The 16,726-nt window shown below is 53.7% G+C and carries 17 protein-coding genes, 1 tRNA gene and 2 rRNA genes (1 of these 20 only partly in view); 9 read left to right on the forward strand and 11 right to left on the reverse strand.

What is annotated here, in order from left to right; genetic code table 11:
• Positions 1-13 precede the first annotated feature (13 nt).
• A complete protein-coding gene (locus tag LKE65_RS01360; protein ID WP_278741725.1) occupies positions 14-385 on the reverse strand; it encodes an acyl-CoA thioesterase in 372 nt (123 codons plus the stop codon).
• Between the two features lie 353 nt (positions 386-738).
• On the opposite strand from LKE65_RS01360, the gene LKE65_RS01365 reads away from it, so the two are divergent.
• Entirely contained in the window at positions 739-972 is a 234-nt protein-coding gene (locus tag LKE65_RS01365; protein WP_086646279.1) for a hypothetical protein, read from the forward strand.
• 330 nt (positions 973-1,302) lie between these two features.
• Here the strand turns inward: LKE65_RS01365 and LKE65_RS01370 are convergent, their stop codons facing one another.
• Positions 1,303-1,590: a hypothetical protein gene (locus LKE65_RS01370; RefSeq protein ID WP_278740149.1), complete on the reverse strand. Its 288-nt coding sequence runs from the start codon at positions 1,588-1,590 to the stop codon at positions 1,303-1,305.
• 190 nt (positions 1,591-1,780) lie between these two features.
• Here LKE65_RS01370 and LKE65_RS01375 point away from each other — a divergent pair, with 190 nt between their 5' ends.
• Entirely contained in the window at positions 1,781-3,142 is a 1,362-nt protein-coding gene (locus LKE65_RS01375; RefSeq protein WP_278740150.1) for an MFS transporter, read from the forward strand.
• 56 nt (positions 3,143-3,198) lie between these two features.
• On the opposite strand, the gene LKE65_RS01380 is transcribed toward LKE65_RS01375, so the two are convergent.
• Positions 3,199-3,903, reverse strand: coding sequence for a hypothetical protein (locus tag LKE65_RS01380; RefSeq protein WP_278740152.1), 705 nt, complete (start codon positions 3,901-3,903; stop codon positions 3,199-3,201).
• 161 nt (positions 3,904-4,064) lie between these two features.
• Between LKE65_RS01380 and LKE65_RS01385 the strand changes: the two genes are divergently transcribed.
• From LKE65_RS01385 to LKE65_RS01415, 7 genes are all read left to right on the forward strand, one after another.
• The gene (locus LKE65_RS01385) at positions 4,065-4,778 is read left to right on the forward strand and encodes a hypothetical protein (RefSeq protein WP_278740153.1); all 714 of its coding nucleotides are present in this window, start codon (positions 4,065-4,067) and stop codon (positions 4,776-4,778) included.
• A gap of 131 nt (positions 4,779-4,909) precedes the next feature.
• Complete coding sequence (gene vapB / locus LKE65_RS01390) at positions 4,910-5,134, forward strand: type II toxin-antitoxin system VapB family antitoxin (RefSeq protein WP_278740154.1); 225 nt, start codon at positions 4,910-4,912, stop codon at positions 5,132-5,134.
• The gene (gene vapC, locus LKE65_RS01395; RefSeq protein ID WP_278740155.1) at positions 5,134-5,538 is read left to right on the forward strand and encodes a type II toxin-antitoxin system tRNA(fMet)-specific endonuclease VapC; all 405 of its coding nucleotides are present in this window, start codon (positions 5,134-5,136) and stop codon (positions 5,536-5,538) included. The genes vapB and vapC overlap by 1 nt, the downstream gene beginning before the upstream one ends.
• Positions 5,539-6,466: 928 nt before the next feature.
• Positions 6,467-6,850 (forward strand): XRE family transcriptional regulator, encoded by a 384-nt coding sequence (locus LKE65_RS01400; protein WP_278740156.1) that lies wholly within the window; start codon positions 6,467-6,469, stop codon positions 6,848-6,850.
• 19 nt (positions 6,851-6,869) lie between these two features.
• Positions 6,870-7,583, forward strand: coding sequence for an HNH endonuclease (locus tag LKE65_RS01405; protein ID WP_278740157.1), 714 nt, complete (start codon positions 6,870-6,872; stop codon positions 7,581-7,583).
• A complete protein-coding gene (locus LKE65_RS01410; protein WP_278740158.1) occupies positions 7,580-7,807 on the forward strand; it encodes an ABC-three component system middle component 6 in 228 nt (75 codons plus the stop codon). The genes LKE65_RS01405 and LKE65_RS01410 overlap by 4 nt, the downstream gene beginning before the upstream one ends.
• On the forward strand, positions 7,804-9,549 hold the full coding sequence (locus LKE65_RS01415) for a DUF2326 domain-containing protein (RefSeq protein WP_278740160.1): 1,746 nt from the start codon (positions 7,804-7,806) through the stop codon (positions 9,547-9,549). The genes LKE65_RS01410 and LKE65_RS01415 overlap by 4 nt, the downstream gene beginning before the upstream one ends.
• A gap of 277 nt (positions 9,550-9,826) precedes the next feature.
• On the opposite strand, the gene LKE65_RS01420 is transcribed toward LKE65_RS01415, so the two are convergent.
• The 8 genes from LKE65_RS01420 to LKE65_RS01455 form a co-directional block, all read right to left on the reverse strand.
• Positions 9,827-11,440 (reverse strand): ISL3 family transposase, encoded by a 1,614-nt coding sequence (locus tag LKE65_RS01420; RefSeq protein ID WP_278739923.1) that lies wholly within the window; start codon positions 11,438-11,440, stop codon positions 9,827-9,829.
• A 392-nt stretch (positions 11,441-11,832) separates the two neighbouring features.
• Positions 11,833-12,321, reverse strand: a complete 489-nt coding sequence (gene exbD / locus LKE65_RS01425) for a TonB system transport protein ExbD (RefSeq protein ID WP_278740161.1) — start codon at positions 12,319-12,321, stop codon at positions 11,833-11,835.
• A 5-nt stretch (positions 12,322-12,326) separates the two neighbouring features.
• On the reverse strand, positions 12,327-13,073 hold the full coding sequence (gene exbB, locus LKE65_RS01430) for a tonB-system energizer ExbB (RefSeq protein WP_278740164.1): 747 nt from the start codon (positions 13,071-13,073) through the stop codon (positions 12,327-12,329).
• Positions 13,070-13,360: a hypothetical protein gene (locus LKE65_RS01435; RefSeq protein ID WP_278740166.1), complete on the reverse strand. Its 291-nt coding sequence runs from the start codon at positions 13,358-13,360 to the stop codon at positions 13,070-13,072. The genes exbB and LKE65_RS01435 overlap by 4 nt, the downstream gene beginning before the upstream one ends.
• Before the next feature lie 542 nt (positions 13,361-13,902).
• Complete coding sequence (locus tag LKE65_RS01440) at positions 13,903-15,039, reverse strand: DUF1176 domain-containing protein (protein ID WP_278740167.1); 1,137 nt, start codon at positions 15,037-15,039, stop codon at positions 13,903-13,905.
• Between the two features lie 255 nt (positions 15,040-15,294).
• Positions 15,295-15,371, reverse strand: a tRNA-Met gene (locus tag LKE65_RS01445).
• Between the two features lie 54 nt (positions 15,372-15,425).
• Positions 15,426-15,541 (reverse strand): 5S ribosomal RNA (gene rrf, locus LKE65_RS01450).
• A gap of 112 nt (positions 15,542-15,653) precedes the next feature.
• Positions 15,654-16,726: ribosomal RNA gene (locus LKE65_RS01455) — 23S ribosomal RNA — on the reverse strand (it continues 1,668 nt past the right edge of the window).

Raw genomic sequence — 16,726 nt, forward strand, 5'->3', positions numbered from 1 at the left:
TGAAAAAGAGCCGTCAGTTTTCTGCCTGCGCCTTCTGCTCCGCCATAGGCCATTCCTTATCCAGGGTCTGCGGTCGCCCGGCATCATCCACGGCAACAAACACAAAGTTCCCGGATGTGACCTTCTGCCGGATATTGGTCCGCCGGATGCGCCGCACGGATTCTGCGCAGATGGTAATGGATGTACGCCCCACCTTGACGATGCGCGTGTACACATTCAGCTCATCCCCCACGGCCATGGGATGATGAAAAACCATACCATTAATAGCCACGGTTACGCATTTGCAGCCCGCAAACCCTTCCGCCGCAGTGCTGGCGGCAAGGTCCATCTGTGCGGCAACCCAGCCACCAAAAATATCACCCGCGGCATTTGTATCCCTGCGCATGGCCACAACCCGCACAGCCAGATGGGCATCTGTTGCCCAGTCACTTGGTTCGGTATTCCCCACGATCGCCCCTTTTGCCTGCGCATGGTCCCTGTTTGAATGCTGGCATCATGTTTCTCCATTCCGGGCAAAACATACAGCGGAATCTGTGCGCGCCACCCATGCCTGTAGCAAACGTGAAAACACGGACAGCAACGCAGGCGAGAACCTAGGGGGCGCAGGTGCTTAAAAACACACACCGCTCACGCATTTGTTATATTGACCCCCGCAATATCATGCTCACAGAAGGAAAATTATTTTACACGAATCTACAGATTCGTTCATAATTAAGTCGAGAGAGGGAGGCCTATACAATGTACAGATATGCAGTTTCCTTTACGGACCAAACACATACCAATATCCGGGACACCATACTGCAAGCAAAGAGCAACAATGCTAGCAGCAATATTCAAGTCGCAACGAATGGTTCCGGCGAAGTTTACGCAAGCGACCTGAAAGAGGCCCGTGTTAACGCCAACGAAAAATTCGTGGATAAAACCGTTGAATCTGTCCTGAAAGAGAAAAACTCGGGGGCTTTTTACGCATAATCTGTATAGCAGAACTTACCGGAAACTCAGATTTACGATTTTTTATCATACTTTCCTAAAAATTATCATTACTTGATCAGGACATTATGGCGCTATGCCGCATACAGCGGTCATAATTGCCTTTGTGCACCCCGGCATCCCCCCTTCTCTCCACTCTACCAGCGCCCAGAGTCATACCGCTAAGCCACCAGCACACCGCAGGCTTGAACGCCCTATTATCTCTTCCCCTTGAGCATGCTGAAAAACCATCATGGCCACTTAGGGCAGACAATCAAAGGAAGAGTGCTCAAAAGCACTATGAATACTCCCATATAAAGACCCACCACAACGTTAAAATTCATAAGATTTTAACTTTTGCATAACCAGTTTATTCTGTGCGTATTTTTCCTCAAAATACTTCTGTCTTTTATATATATCTGAACAGTTCTTTTCCACTGCATACGATAATTCGTTTTTTCTTGTCCGAGGCAGAGTATTATCCCACTCCCCTGCCAGATACTGACAAAGATCTGCATCATGGAAAAACCCGGCAACATCATCTGGAAAATGGTCTTCAGCTTTTGCAATGACGGGTAAAAAAAACATGCCATATAAGAGTATAAGCAACAGTCTTCTCATGATCATCCATCACCTCATTCTGGTTTATTGTCAGGCTTAAATGTGATGGCAAGAATACCCCGCAATTATGCAGCACACACTATACCAACGATAGCGCATGGATTTTAAATAGCTTTTCCATTTCACCTAAAATCAATAAAGCACCAGACCAAGGTATATTCCCACCCCGGATCAGGACACCGAATTTTTTATGACCTCACAGCCCGTTTCCGACACACAGCGCCGTCTGGTCATGCTTTGCGTCGTGCTTGGCATTGTTCTGGGCGGGCTGGATGGAGCGATTGCCAATATCGCACTCCCCACCATCGCCCATGACCTGCATTGTAGCGAGGCGCAGACGGTCTGGGTCGTCAATGTCTATCATCTGGCAGTTGCAGTCAGCCTGTTGCCCGTTGCCGCTCTGGCGGACTCACTGGGCCTGAAGCGGGTTTACGGGTTCGGGATCGCTCTGTTTACAGCGGCATCCCTTGCCTGCGCCCTTGCGGGTTCGCTGGGCGCACTTATTACAGCGCGTGTCGTGCAGGGATTAGGAACAGCCTGTATGGCCGCACTAAGCGGCGCACTTGTGCGCAGTGTGTACCCCAGAGCCATGCTGCATCAGGCTTTTGCCATTATTGCGTTAGCCGTTGCCATTTCTGCCGCTGTTGGGCCTACGCTGGCCGCAATGGTGCTGGCTGTTGCTCCCTGGCCGTGGCTGTTCCTGATCAACGTGCCGATTGGCATAATGGCAGTCGCTCTTTTTTTACGGGCAGCCCCAGCCAGCCCCCGCACCCCGTTCTCGTTCGACTGGGTGGGCACACTGCTCAACATAGGTGCTCTGGGGTTAGGTATTCTTGGCGTTGATGCGCTGGGGCAGAAGGAAACCGGGCTGGCAGCGCTTGAGATCGGGACCGGTTTGCTTTGCGCCATTACACTGTATAGCCAGCAGAAAAAGCTGCAAACGCCTATGCTGCCACTGGACCTGCTGGCTATTCCGCTGTTCTCGCTTTCAATCCTGACATCTATCTGCGCTTATGCCGCGCAGATTCTGGCGTATGTTGCACTGCCATTCCTGTTCCAGACAGTTATGCACCTTTCCGCCGTAACCACTGGTCTGCTTGTCACGCCCTGGCCTGTGCTTGTTGCCATTGCCGCCCCTTTTGCAGGCCGACTGGCCACCCGGCATCCAGCTTCGGTTTTAAGCAGTATGGGGCTGGCACTTCTGGCAGCAGGGCTGGTAACCCTGAGCCTGATGCCAGCGCAACCTGCCTTTTGGGACATATGCTGGCGAATGGCGCTTTGTGGCATTGGGTTTGGCTTTTACCAGACACCCAATAATCTGACAGTCATGACCTCGGGCCCGGCAACCCGCAGTGGTGCAGCCAGCGGGATGATGGCCGTTGCCCGCACACTGGGCTGGGCACTGGGCTCTGCTCTGGTCGCCCTGATCTTCGGTTTTTCCCAAAGCAGTAGTGGCGCGGTACATTGCCTTGAACTGGCCGCAGGGTTTGCCCTTCTGGGTGCTGCATTGAGTGTCTCACGCCGGATTATTCGCCGGGAAGAAAAACCGTAAAAGACTGAAACGACAAAATGCCTGTTTTGACAAATTTAATTCTACAGAACAGAGGTTCAAAATAACTTTCGCACATACCGGGTTAGGACAGATAAAAAACGCCGGATAATGCCGCAGCTCTGCTGCGGTACTGCCGGTTCAGTTTCCATATCGACCCAACGGACATTACGAAAAACCATAGATACCAGCTTATTGTCTTTATCTGCATGCACTATCAAATTATCTGACAAAGAAAATGTTTGATAGATATTTAAATTGTCTTCGAACTCGACAAAGACAACACAATCATCTCTATCAATCTTAACCGCAACCTGCTCGTTAAAATACAAATCCTCCTGAAGTATCTCTGCATCCTGCAATGCGAGTGATACCAGAAGAGCATCCCCACAATCCGCCTGATAGACAAAATCCTCTTTTTTCAACCCGGAAAAATAAAGGAATATCGAGCGAACTATATTCCCTCTACCCAGAACAAATTGAAGCGGTCCAATATTTACTGTTGGGAATATTTCCCCGACCCCAGAACGGCATTCTATAACCTTCTGTATTTCCGTTCTTTTATCTCCATAGGAAGGAGGATAAACAATTCTCGCATTAAGTTCGTACCGTGAACATTCTATTTCCGAAAATGGAACTCTGTCACAGGGTTGAAAATGAAACCTGAAATGCTCCACGGATTTTCCACAAATTCTAGTCTGGAACCATCGGCAATGGTGGTTCAAAACAGATTTAAACGAAAAGAAAATTTCAGCGGGAGACATGGTTTAAACCGCAGAATACTGCGGCTCAGGAATGGTGGGCGCAACAGGGATTGAACCTGTGACCCCTACCATGTCAAGACTGACGGACTCCAAAGAAATCAAAGGCTTAGATAGTCAAACACGCTCAAATACGGCACGCACGATTAAGGAAAAATCGTGCTATGCGTGCGAGCAACGTACCAGAAACAGACTTTGTTGTCACGGATCATCTCTTATCTAAGACCAATGCGCGAGTGCATAACGATCAAGCTGATGCACGTGAATTGATCGACGGTTGTTCGGAAGCTGATCTTCAACACGCAAAACAAATGAACCGTGGGAGATTATCTACGGCTGATGCTGGTCGCCTAGCCCGACAGGTTGCGCGTTGGCATCAAGCAGGCAGAATCACGGCAAAAGCGGTAACGTTAGCAGACGCCATGATCTGGACACTTCGACGTGACGGGGCACGCTATATCAAAGTCAGCTTGTCGAAGTTGGCGGAAAAATCAGGTGTAGGGCGGGCAAGTGTAGCCCGCTTGCTACCAGTTCTTGAACGGCTCGGCCTGTTCCGAAAAATTAAGGTCAGGTTACTCCTACCGTGGCGGGGCGGCCTAGCATCAAGGCAGGGGTCTAACGTCTATGAACTGGCTAAACCCGCAGAAATCTGCGCGCCAGATACAGAGTCTCACCGTAAGACGGTTAATATAAAACCACGATATTTATCTATTTTACTACCAAAGAACTGGCGCAAATCAGAACGCGACAAACCCACTTTGAGCAATTCCAGCCCGAAAGTGCCAACTGCTGCTGAACTGCAAGACGCGTTTACACTCGAATGGCAACAAACCCGACGACAGAAAGCCATTTATAACCTCAATACGAAGCTCGAGTAAGCACAGCCATGCGGGTTAATTAGCCATTGAGATAGATTTGAAAGACTTACCAACCTCAGATGAGATGAATTGTGTTGGCTGAATCGCATCGATTTGTATATACTATGGATATATCCCTCATGGAGTGCACGATGTTCACCCGTACAACTCTCTTCCTTTCGAACCGCTCTCAAGCCGTCCGCCTGCCTAAAGCTGTTGCCTTCGATGGCAACCTTAAGGAAGTTGTGATTATTCCAGACGGTGCACGCCGTATCATTGCACCCGCTGATGCTGCGTGGGATGATTTTTTTGCTGCACCGGGTATCGATCTGCCTCAGCGTAACCAGCCCGCTCTGCAGATGCGAGAAAGCTTCTGATGCTTCGCTATCTTCTGGATACGAATTTTTGCATCCGAGTGCTGCGTGATCGTCCACAAGGCTTACGGGAACGTTTTAACGAAACTGCGGAAGCACTCTGCATCTCAGATGTTGTGCTTTACGAACTTTTATATGGTGCGGAAAAGTCCCAGAATCCGGCAAAAACCCGGCGTGAGGTGGAACATTTTGCGGCCCGTCTCTCAGTTTTGCCTTTTGATGACGATGCTGCAGCTCATACAGCAGAAATTAGAGCTGATCTGGAGCATCGTGGGTGCGTGATCGGCCCCTATGATCTGATGATTGCTGGACATGCACGAAGCAGAGGTCTTGTTATAGTAACCGGAAACCTTCGTGAGTTTACCCGGGTAAATGGTCTACGTTCCGAGGATTGGATGGCTGATTAAGCCAAGCACAAAAATCGACTATCCAGCCCGCCAATACACACTGCCAACCTTGTCTTTGCAAACAGCAAAAAACTTGTGCCAAATTCCACGACTACCGCAGTCATGACCAGCGAATAAAACGCCTCCATCATTGCGGACATCAGTGTCATTATCTGGCATGATAATCTCCCCGTTTTATTTCCGTGAGAAGAAGCAACAACGGTGAAGAAAGATTATATCACTCTGCCTGCCGACCCGGCGGATTCCGAAGACCGTGCGGTATCCATCGAAGGCAAAGGGCGCGGTTGATCCGTAAAAACCGTAACGATCTCGGTCTGTCTCAAGTCGAATTAGCCAGTTGTCTCCGCGTTCCTGTCAACATGTTACGAGACTGGGAACAGGCACGGGCGATGGCCCCTGACTTCGCTGTAGCCTACATTCGGGTCATTGCACGACACCCCGATGATGGCTGATGAGGTCAGATATCTGGCCCTTCAATGCACAAACTATAGGCAAACTGGCGTATGGCACACTGCGGTATTGGCCTTTATCCCGTGTTATCCGACGTGAAGAGGAGCGGTGTGTGGCTGGAATGGGGGGGAAGCGGACTGTCCGGTTTCGGATGGAAACTTGAGAAACCGGACAGTCAGACCGCTAAACAATCGCAAGCGCAGAATCGAGTTTGCCTAACTTTCAGCCCATGATGACCATCATCGGGCTTTCCCCCACGAATGTTATTGCACGCTGGGTGGCAGTTTGTTCTTCCAAAAATTTGGGAGATCTGTACGCCATGTGGTCGATGACCTTGACGCGTATGCCGAGATCTGTCGGCGCGCGATCACAGCGTCGTCCATCGCCCCGCGCACTCTCACCATTGCCTGAGTATAGGTTCTAACCTATATGGAATGGGCGGCATGAAAGTCTAATTCCCGCAAAAAAGGCAGATGAGATGGACCGTAGTCTAAACAACATTATCACTGCACGTCCTCTCAAAGAACAGACAGTCATCGACGCCTGCTCTCAGGATATGAACCAAACAGTGGAAGGCCTGCGCGAGTTGCGGCAGATCGCTGGCAAGGCACAAGCGGAGATCGCTTCCGCTCTCAATATCAAGCAACCTTCGGTTTCTCAACTTGAGCAACAGACTGACATGTATCTCTCCACACTTCGTAGATATGTTGAGGCAGTGGGAGGAGAACTTCAACTGACGGTCAAGTTGCCACAAAGGGCCGCCTTGCGGATTCACCAACTCGGAGATGCCAGTTTTTCTCCGCAGGCGGCGGCCCAAAGCCGTCACATGCACGCGCAGATCGGTGGCCGCCGTGGGCGCTAGTTATCCAACGAGGATCATCTTGGCGTTTCGAAGTGGCGGCGTCTGTGCTTTCCCGAAGTGCGGCAAACATCTCACCTACGACGCCCAGGTGGGAGACGACACCTATGTTGGCGAGGCAGCTCACATTCGTGGCGAGAAGTCGACAGCGGCCCGCTATGACGCCTCGATGACCGATGCTGAGCGCGATAACGTCCGAAACCTCCTCTATCTCTGCACCGATCACCACACGATCATCGACAAGGTCGAGGCCGATTGGCCGACCGCGACCCTTCTGCAACTGAAGGAAAGTCACGAAAAGCAGGTCCGCCAAACTATGGAAGAGGCCTTTGCTGACGTCGCCTTTCCCGAATTGCAGAACGCCGTCTCTTGGGTTGCGAACCAAGCGCCAGCCCCAAATGGCTCTTTTGATCTCCTCGCGCCGGACAAGAAGATCAAAAAGAACGCGCTCTCGAACGGATCTCGTCACATCATCGCTGCGGGACTGACCTCGCGCGCCACCGTTGGCGATTATGTCGAAGCGGAAGCGCAACTCGATCCTGACTTTCCCGAGCGGCTGAAGGCCGGATTTCTTGAAGAATATTATGCTCGCCGGAAGGAGGGCCATAAGGGCGACGAGCTTTTCGAGTTGATGTGCGCCTTTGCCCAGCGCGGTTTGCGGCGACAAGCCGATAAGACCGCGGGCATCGCTGTTCTCATCTATCTCTTCGAAATCTGCGACGTGTTTGAGAAATGATTCTTCCGACCAAACATATCCCGCAAAACGAGGCGTTGATCGGTGTGGGCGCCACGCTGCTTGCTCATCTTAGCACGCCCATGACCGTTTCAGGCTTTTGGGAGCGTTTGCGGACGGAACCCAACGTCGGGACCTTCGAGCGGTTCGTACTGGCCTCAAACCTCCTCTATCTGATCGGCGCCATCGATATCCGAGATGGCCTTATCGTCAGGACCTCCTCATGATCAGAGCTGTTCGAGCCAACCGAAGGGGCTTCCACACCACGCTGCTAACGCCGGGAGTTAATCTTATACTAGCCGACCGATCCACCTCGGCCGGTGACAAGGACACTACAAACGCCCTAGGCAAATCGACGCTCATCGAGATCATCGATTTTTGCCTCGCCAGTAACACCTCACCCGGAAAAGGGCTTCGCACTGAGGCTTTGCAAGGTTGGGTGTTCACGCTCGAACTTTCCCTGCGAGGCCACGACGTTGCTGTGACGCGCGCGACCGATGCACCCGGTTTTTTCGCGATCGACGGAGGCACCGACGATTGGCCTGTCCAGCCGACGCCGAACAAAGAAGGCATCCGGATTCTCGACGCCAAAAGATGGAGAGCCGTTCTCGCATGGGCGCTATTCGGTATCAGCGAGCTGTCAGCAGAATCTGGGTACAAGCCCTCAGCGCGGTCGCTGCTCTCCTATTTCGTGCGTAACCAGACACCCGCGTACAACATCCCCTTCAAGTACTTTGACAATCAGAAGACCTGGGACATTCAGGTCCACAATGCCTTCCTTCTGGGGTTGAACTGGGAGAAGGCTGCGGCTTGGCAACAGCTCAAAGATCAAAAGAAGGCACTTGATGCGCTCAAACAGGCAATTAAAACCGGAGCCGTCGACGGCGAACTGGCCTCGCTCGGTGAGCTCGAAGCCGAGCGCCTGAGCCTTACAACCCAGCTTGAGCGTGAACGCGAGGCTCTGTCCGATTTTCGCGTTCTTCCTCAATACCGTGAAATCGAGAGCCAAGCGAACCTCTTGACCAGCGAAATCCATGGATTGGTCAATGCCAATATCGTGGATAAACGGCGGCTCGATCGCTATCGCGACTCGTTGGTGAACGAAGACGCTCCGACGCAAGACCGTCTCGAAGCCCTTTACGGCGAGGCGGGCATCGCGCTACCTGGCGCCGTCAAGAAGACGCTGGAGGATGCGCGGGCATTCAATGCCCAGATCATCGCCAATCGCCGCCAGTTCATCGCCGGCGAGATTGCCACTCTCGAAGCCGCCGTTAGTAAGCGCAATACCGACATCGCGACCCTCACGGATCGCCGTGCCAGCTACCTCAGCGCGCTTGCAGGACAGGGCGCGCTGGAAGAACTCACTCAATTGCAGGAGCTGCATGCGGTCACTCGGCTGAAGGTTGACGAACTGACCAACAGAATCGCACAGCTTCGTCAGATGACAAGGAAGGCCGACACGATCAAGGTGGAGACTGTTGAGCTGAAGCGCTCGACAATCCTTGACTACGAAGAGCGGCGTGCGCTGTGGACACAGGCGCTCGGCCTCTTTTCAAAATTCTCTGAGAACCTTTACAAGTCGCCCGGCCGTCTAGTCATTGATATCGACGACACCGGCTACAAATTCGACGTCGAGATCGCGGGAAGTCCAAGTGAGGGCATCAGCAAGATGAAAATCTTCTGCTACGATCTCATGCTGATCTCGTTCGCGCGCCAGCGTGGTCTCGGAATCGATTTCTTGATCCACGATAGCACGATTTTCGACGGTGTTGACCCGCGGCAGCGCGCCCATGCTTTGGAACTTGCCGCCGCGATGGCTGCAAAACATGGCTTCCAGTACATCTGCACGCTCAATACCGATATGGTTCCCGTGGGTGATTTTACGTCAGGTTTTGATTACGAGAATCTCGTGCGCCTCCGGCTCACCGATACTGATCCGACAGGAAGCCTCCTTGGGTTTCGTTATTGAGCGCAACCCGCCTGTTTGCTGCAAAAATTTCTCAGCGATATTTGCGCCGCAAATTACTCACCCGAGGTCAAGGGTGTTGAGACCGAGCCCTTACGTTGATTACAGCACCGGGAAAGGGACGATGGGTAGCGATGTCAGCTTTCGACCAACATACGTCGTTGCGATGCAGCGGAGGAAGGACGGTATATCGCCGAACACCTGCCGTTCTATGCCCTTCCAATGTTGATTTTCACTGAGAACTGGGTTCTTCCGCACTTTTCGTGATGATGTTTTTTGATTATGCGGGCTGAAGGACACGCGCCCTGAGGAGTTCGAAGCCTGCTCTTCCGAACATGGTTCGCTTGATCATTTTCAGTCGGCTGATCTGTCCTTCAACCGGGCTGGTTGTCCAAGGTGTGACAAGAGACGCTTCAATGGCAGCCGCATCCCGTTCAAGCGCGGGAATCAGACGTGACAGCAGCGTCGTCTTTCCTTCTTCCAGCAGAGCCTTCAGATCGCCTCCCGTGCAGGTGTCACCCCTTTTACAGAGCAGGGTCTGCATTTTCCTGAGCCAGCAGAGTGTGACGGCAAGGTGCGGTTCAGCTTCCAGAAGGGCAGGAACCAGCAGTCCCTCCTGTCCGGCAGATAACGGATCCTCTGCGAGGAGAAGCCGCGCAAGTCTGCGTCCCCGAGGTGCAACGACATGCGCGGAAGGAACGGGTTTCGCGGAACATCCCTGTCGCGTCGCCACCCATTTCCAGACGGTGCCATATTGTCCTGCAAAGCCCTGCTCCAGGAGTTCCCGCCATAGCTGACGACTATTGCGACATCCTTCGGACCATCTCTTTTCCAGGTGGGCTGCGTAAGGCACGAGTATGCTGCGTAGCGGAACCGTCCTTTTCCATGGTGGTGCATGGCCCCGCTGAAACCAGCGCCGCACGGTTTTTCTCTCTACCCCGATCGTTGTGGCGATAGCCTGAATGCTGTGTCCCTCTGCTTTCAGGGCAAGAGCTTCCTTGAAAAGAATATCACGTCGTTCCCCAGAGGCTGACCTGACGACCGCCTGCGCCTCTTCTGGATGCGCTCTGATTGTTTCAGATATTTTGCTTACTGCCGTTGATACGTTCAGCTGTCGTGTCAGGGTCCTCACTGTTGTCGTAAAACGGTCCAGAATGCTGACAAAAGCGTCTGACAGGTTCTTCAGCAGATGCCAGCGGTCTGTCACCTGAAGAGCGGATGGTGCGCCTCTGCGGCATCCGTCTGCATAAGCACCGGCACGGTCTCTGGCAATGATTTCAATACCGGGATGGACCTGCAGCCATCGGGCAAGGGTATCAGCGTCCCGATCTGGCAGGAGGTCAATGACATCATTTTTCTCAAGATCAACCACAATCGTTCCATAGTGATGTCCCCGCCGCCATGCCCAGTCATCCACCCCCACCACACGTGTACGGGCCATGCCTTTTGTGGTGTTCTGCGCACGTGAGAGAAGACGGCGGACAAGAGTATCGGCGCTGATGGGGCAACACAGGCGCACGGTCATTCGTGCTCCAGCGGAACCGCCCAGGGTATGGGCGATATAATAATGAAGATCGGCAAGACGTGTGGTCTGTCTGCCATGACGCACGGTTATCCCCTCAAGGGGCATGACAAACGTCCGACGTGGACAAAGCATCGTCTGGCAGAAAAAGCGCGGCACAGAAACGATCAGCGTGGCTGGACGGCCCTGCCATGGAAGATCCGCGAGTTTTCTCTGATAGAAACTGTGAATGCGTCGTGTCGGGCACTGACAGTCCGGACACACTGCACTCCGCTTTCGCAGACCGACTTCGATCTCCACTCTGTTGTCCAGTGCAACAACACGACGAACGACGAGGGAACGGGGAAGATCAAGAGACCGAAGGCGTGACACTGGGGAATATCCATGAAAGTGAACGACTTTCTGGATTTCCCAGTTCCGGAACCTAAGTACAAGATACCCATCACGAAAAGTGCGGAAGAACCGTGGCCCCGGTGGCAGGTCGGTCGGCGGCGTTGGTGTCGAGACCGGCTCTGGTGCCATATCAATAGCAATCGCGGCTGGTGGCGGCTCTGGCACAGCCACAACTGGTGGCGGCAAACGCGTAATCCACCAGACCACCCCACCACTGACGGCGAGCACGGCCAGAAAGGACAAGCCCCAACGCAATGCGTCCTCTCGCTGGGCCAGACGCATCTGCGCACGCTGCCAGTCGGCAAAAGACGCAAAGACTGTTGTCTCAGCACCTTTAGCAGTCCCCTTGCCTTCCCTCTCGACCGTGCTGCTCACGGTGCGGCCCCAGATGTGGGGGACGCATTACCGGGCGGCAGCATAGGCGTTGTGCCTGCCACGCTCCCTTCCTCCTGCCCCTGAAGGGTCACGAGGGCAACCTTGAGGTAACCGGCAGCGCGCAGCTTATCCATCACGCCCATCAATGTGCCGTAATCAACCGTCTTGTCGGCCCGCAGAAAAATACGCTCGTCCTTGTTGCCCTTGGTCGCACCGTCCAATGCACCCGCCAGACCATCCGTGGTGATGTCATCCTCCCCCAGCGCCAGACCATGGTCGGCCTTGACGGTCAGGAACACTGGATCATCCGGTCGCGGTGTCGGCTTCTCGGCCGAGGAGGGCAGGTCCACTGGCACGTTCACCGTGGTCAGCGGAGCCGTGACCATAAAAATCACCAGCAGAACCAGCATGACATCAATAAACGGAGTCACATTGATCTCGCTGGCTTCATGCGGGTTTTCATCGGTATGGCGGATACGGACCATGCCGCTTACTCCCCGGCAACCGTGTGGGCATTCTGCGTAGCACCAAGCCGCACCACCTGCCCGCTAGCACTCAGCGCCTGCATGCGCCCCAGATCGCGCGAGACAAGGCGCATCACCAGCGCTGTAATATCCGCGACCTGTGCACGGCACGTAGCCGTTTGGCGGGCAAGATGGTTGTAAATCACCACAGCAGGAATAGCCGCGACCAACCCAAGGGCTGTCGCCAGCAACGCCTCGGCAATACCGGGAGCTACAACGGCAAGGCTGGTGGCCTTGCTGGCAGCAATACCGGTAAAGGAGGTCATAATACCCCAGACCGTGCCAAACAGGCCGATAAAGGGCGACGTTGCACCAATTGTGGCCAGCACACCTGTGCCGCGCATAAGCCTGCGGCCTTCAGCTGCTTCCAGCCGTTCAAGATGCAGAACAATCCGTTCCTTCAGGCCCTCGCGGTCATCGGGAATATCAGCAGAGCGCTTGCGTTCGGTTTCAGCAGCCATAACCAGTGTATGGGCTATGCTGCTCTGGCGCGTGCCTGCCGCACCAAGCTCCAGCGTACTGGCCTGCTCCAGCGCCTGCTCGGCCTTGGTCAACCTCACCCGCACCCGTTGCAGCTCTACCGATTTGGCAATGAGAATAGTCCAGGTCAGCACGCTGGCCACAACCAGCAGGATCATCACACAACGGACCACCGGCCCCGCGTTGAGGAACATCTCCCACGGGGAAAAAGCAATAGGGGCAAGATCGGTCATGACAGACCTCCTTTGGAAGACGGTCTGCGCCAATCCGGGGTCAGGCAGATAACCGTAACGATAGAGGGAATGAACAGGGCAACCCAGAAAAAGACCAGCCAACTGCCGTAACGGCCCAACGGGGCGGATAGCAGGCCGAATGCAATAAACAGACCGACCACGCACACGATCAGCCGGAACGGCGTGCTGGTCAGGCTCGTCCATTTATGGGCCGCAAGGCAGGGGCATAATGGGCGGATAGTCATGAACACGGCACGCACACAAATGCGCGTAAGAGTAAGTCGCAACTCCATTGTGCGTAAAATTGTGCCCGGTTCATGTATCTGCACGCCTTCGAACAGGTCGGAAATCAAGGAGGTTCATGGTTCACCGCTTGCTTACAAACGGCACACAACGACTCCCTTACCTACAAAGACGATCAGAACCCCGCTTTTTTCCCCGGAACTTTATTTTTTCCAGATCACACGTTCAAACACCAGTATGCCCCTGCTCTGGATCAGCGCATGTATTATGCTCGGCTGAAAGCACTATGCCGAAAAAGCAAGGGACGTCATGGCGGCCAAAAATTTGACCGCGGAAGTAGACAATACAGTTGTTTACAAAACCGGATTCTTCAGCCGCCGTGTCCTGACCACAAAAAACCCGCCTTGAGTGGACGGGGTGATGTATCCTACCAAGGACTTATGCACAATTTCAGATGATTGCCGGGGAAGGCAACCAACGATGCTTGCAATTGGTTGTCTTCCCCTGCTTGCTGCATGACATGGCAACAATGCCGGGCAAGCGGCAGCGTCCAGACAGAACCGGCCTACTCCGCCTTCTGTTCCCTTTACCGGACCTTCGATCGATACAGAACAGGCCAGTCACCCGACATGCTGCCACCACAGCCAAGCTGAAAGGTCATCCTTGTCAGAACGAAATGGTGGCCATCCCACCGCCATTCATGAGAAGCACCGCAATAAGCCAGCCCCATGCCTTTGTAAAAGTCCGTAAAAGTTCCAGTCGCCACGTCAAAATCAGGGTTTGTCACAATACTTCCTTCGTCGCCTGTATCCCCTTTGATCAGAACGGGACTTGGCAAGTCGGCGGGCTCAGGTTGGCCATTACCGGTGCGCGGGACGACAAAAACCAACGACGTCCCCTGATATACCGCCATCAAACACCCGAACAAGATAAGTGCATTGTTCTTGTCCAGCCCGTAAATTCCTGTTTCCAGAAAGCTATCAGTTCCTTTATCCAGGCTATCACAACTCTGCTTTTTTATGAGCTTAGCCTGCGTTCTTTCTGTCCATGCCAGCAAGTGGGCCCGCTCTTTGCGGGTAAGAACGATGGAACGATGAGCGGATGGAGCAGGCGGCAGTAATGGCGCGGGAGGGACGGCGCTGGCTGGTTTTGTCCCCGTGCGAATCAATGCCGTTACACCGCCCAATCTTCCCTGTCGATCATCCATATGCAACAGTGCAGCACTTAACCCGCTCAATGGCACAATCCCATCACGTACCTGCAGCATTGTTCCGTTCCGCAACTGCGCGACAAACGCCGCAACGACTTCAGGCCGTTTTCCAGACAAGGTCGTGATTCCGTCCTGCGTGTTGAGTGACCATGCCGAACGATCCAGCAACAACGACCTGCCGTCCACACGCAGATCCGCCAGCTCAAAGGGAAACCCGGCGATCAGCCGCGCTTCAATCACACCATCCGGTCCGGCATCACGAAGAAAACGTAGATCAACCGATCCGTTGATTGGCCTGTTATCCGGCATGGTCGAAGTAACATCGTCATCACCCTGCACAAAGCCCTTAGCTTCGCAGGTTAAAATATTATCGCATGCAACCAACCAGGATCCGTATTCATCATAAGATGGCGTGGCGGCGTGAGCTGTCCCGGTCATAATCAGAAAAAGCAAGAATAGAGGCATACATTGGCCTATCATTCCCTTTTTCAGACGCCCAATGTTGTTAGCCATACAAAACCCGTCATGTCGCTAGGGGACTACCATAGCCGAGACAATCTTGGCTGCGACAGATACATATTCCAGTCACTTTGTCCCTGCTCCAGCAAGCAATAGACGATGGTGTCTACCCCCCCCCCGTCTAGATTTTTTCACGGTGATCTAGCTGCTGAGGCTGTGATGATTTTCCGTTTTTCCCGCCCTTTTCCGGCCACAAAAAAACCCGCCTCAAGTGGGCGGGTTCGTCGTGTCTTTTCAGACGTTTATGCGTGGTTGCGGGGGCAGGATTTGAACCTGCGGCCTTCAGGTTATGAGCCTGACGAGCTACCGGGCTGCTCCACCCCGCGGTTGAGAGAGTGCTGATTTTGTTTTGGCTTAGTTTTGTGAGGGTAGACTGGAAGACCTGGCGGCGACCGACTTTCCCGCGGCTTAAGCCGCAGTATCATAGGCGCTGGGGGTTTTCACGGCCGAGTTCGGGATGGGATCGGGTGGAACTCTCCCCGCCATGGCCACCAGGTCATCCAGACTACCCTGTAAGGGTGTGTGGATGCGGTTGGTGCGTTTTGGTGTTTTGTGTGTGACGTGGTTATGGATGATTTCTGTGCACGGGCTATCCGTAAGGATAGTGTGAGAGTGAGCCTATTGGGTGATTAGGACCAGTTAGCTGCACGTGTTACCACGCTTTCACATCTGGCCTATTAACGTGGTGGTCTACCACGACCCTCAGGGAGATCTAGTTTTGAGGTGGGTTTCCCGCTTAGATGCTTTCAGCGGTTATCCCGTCCATACTTAGCTACCCGGCTGTGCCGCTGGCGCGACAACCGGTGCACCAGAGGTATGTTCATCCCGGTCCTCTCGTACTAGGGACAAATCCTCTCAAATCTCCAACATCCACGGCAGATAGGGACCGAACTGTCTCACGACGTTCTAAACCCAGCTCACGTACCACTTTAATCGGCGAACAGCCGAACCCTTGGGACCTGCTCCAGCCCCAGGATGTGATGAGCCGACATCGAGGTGCCAAACCTCCCCGTCGATGTGGACTCTTGGGGGAGATCAGCCTGTTATCCCTAGAGTACCTTTTATCCGTTGAGCGATGGCCCTTCCACGCGGGACCACCGGATCACTATGGCCGACTTTCGTCTCTGCTCGAGCTGTCACTCTCGCAGTCAGGCGGGCTTATGCCATTGCACTCAACAGCCGGTTTCCGACCGGCCTGAGCCCACCATCGCGCGCCTCCGTTACACTTTGGGAGGCGACCGCCCCAGTCAAACTGCCCACCATACAGGGTCCCGGACCAGGCTTACTGGCCGCGGTTAGACATCAGAAAAATTCAGGGTGGTATTTCAAGGATGGCTCCACAAGAACTGGCGCCCCTGCTTCAAAGCCTCCCACCTATCCTACACAGAATGTCTCTGATGCCACTGTAAAGCTACAGTAAAGGTTCATAGGGTCTTTCCGTCTGACCGCGGATACCCCGCATCTTCACGGGGAATTCAATTTCGCTGAGCCGATGCTGGAGACAGCGGGGAAGTCGTTACGCCATTCGTGCAGGTCGGAACTTACCCGACAAGGAATTTCGCTACCTTAGGACCGTTATAGTTACGGCCGCCGTTTACCGGGGCTTCAATTCAGTGCTCTCACACCTCCTCTTAACCTTCCGGCACCGGGCAGGCGTCAGACCCTATACGTCGTCTTTCGA

This window comes from Acetobacter fabarum (assembly GCF_022483405.1).
Classification (GTDB): domain Bacteria; phylum Pseudomonadota; class Alphaproteobacteria; order Acetobacterales; family Acetobacteraceae; genus Acetobacter; species Acetobacter fabarum.

Bases quoted from the DNA above. Each gene is read 5' to 3' on its own strand.
- LKE65_RS01360 (WP_278741725.1), bottom strand. From the start codon at position 385: ATGCGCAGGGATACAAATGCCGCGGGTGATATTTTTGGTGGCTGGGTT.
- LKE65_RS01365 (WP_086646279.1), top strand. From the start codon at position 739: ATGTACAGATATGCAGTTTCCTTTACGGACCAAACACATACCAATATC.
- LKE65_RS01370 (WP_278740149.1), bottom strand. From the start codon at position 1,590: ATGAGAAGACTGTTGCTTATACTCTTATATGGCATGTTTTTTTTACCC.
- LKE65_RS01375 (WP_278740150.1), top strand. From the start codon at position 1,781: ATGACCTCACAGCCCGTTTCCGACACACAGCGCCGTCTGGTCATGCTT.
- LKE65_RS01380 (WP_278740152.1), bottom strand. From the start codon at position 3,903: ATGTCTCCCGCTGAAATTTTCTTTTCGTTTAAATCTGTTTTGAACCAC.
- LKE65_RS01385 (WP_278740153.1), top strand. From the start codon at position 4,065: ATGCGTGCGAGCAACGTACCAGAAACAGACTTTGTTGTCACGGATCAT.
- vapB (WP_278740154.1), top strand. From the start codon at position 4,910: ATGTTCACCCGTACAACTCTCTTCCTTTCGAACCGCTCTCAAGCCGTC.
- vapC (WP_278740155.1), top strand. From the start codon at position 5,134: ATGCTTCGCTATCTTCTGGATACGAATTTTTGCATCCGAGTGCTGCGT.
- LKE65_RS01400 (WP_278740156.1), top strand. From the start codon at position 6,467: ATGGACCGTAGTCTAAACAACATTATCACTGCACGTCCTCTCAAAGAA.
- LKE65_RS01410 (WP_278740158.1), top strand. From the start codon at position 7,580: ATGATTCTTCCGACCAAACATATCCCGCAAAACGAGGCGTTGATCGGT.
- LKE65_RS01415 (WP_278740160.1), top strand. From the start codon at position 7,804: ATGATCAGAGCTGTTCGAGCCAACCGAAGGGGCTTCCACACCACGCTG.
- exbD (WP_278740161.1), bottom strand. From the start codon at position 12,321: ATGGTCCGTATCCGCCATACCGATGAAAACCCGCATGAAGCCAGCGAG.
- exbB (WP_278740164.1), bottom strand. From the start codon at position 13,073: ATGACCGATCTTGCCCCTATTGCTTTTTCCCCGTGGGAGATGTTCCTC.
- LKE65_RS01440 (WP_278740167.1), bottom strand. From the start codon at position 15,039: ATGGCTAACAACATTGGGCGTCTGAAAAAGGGAATGATAGGCCAATGT.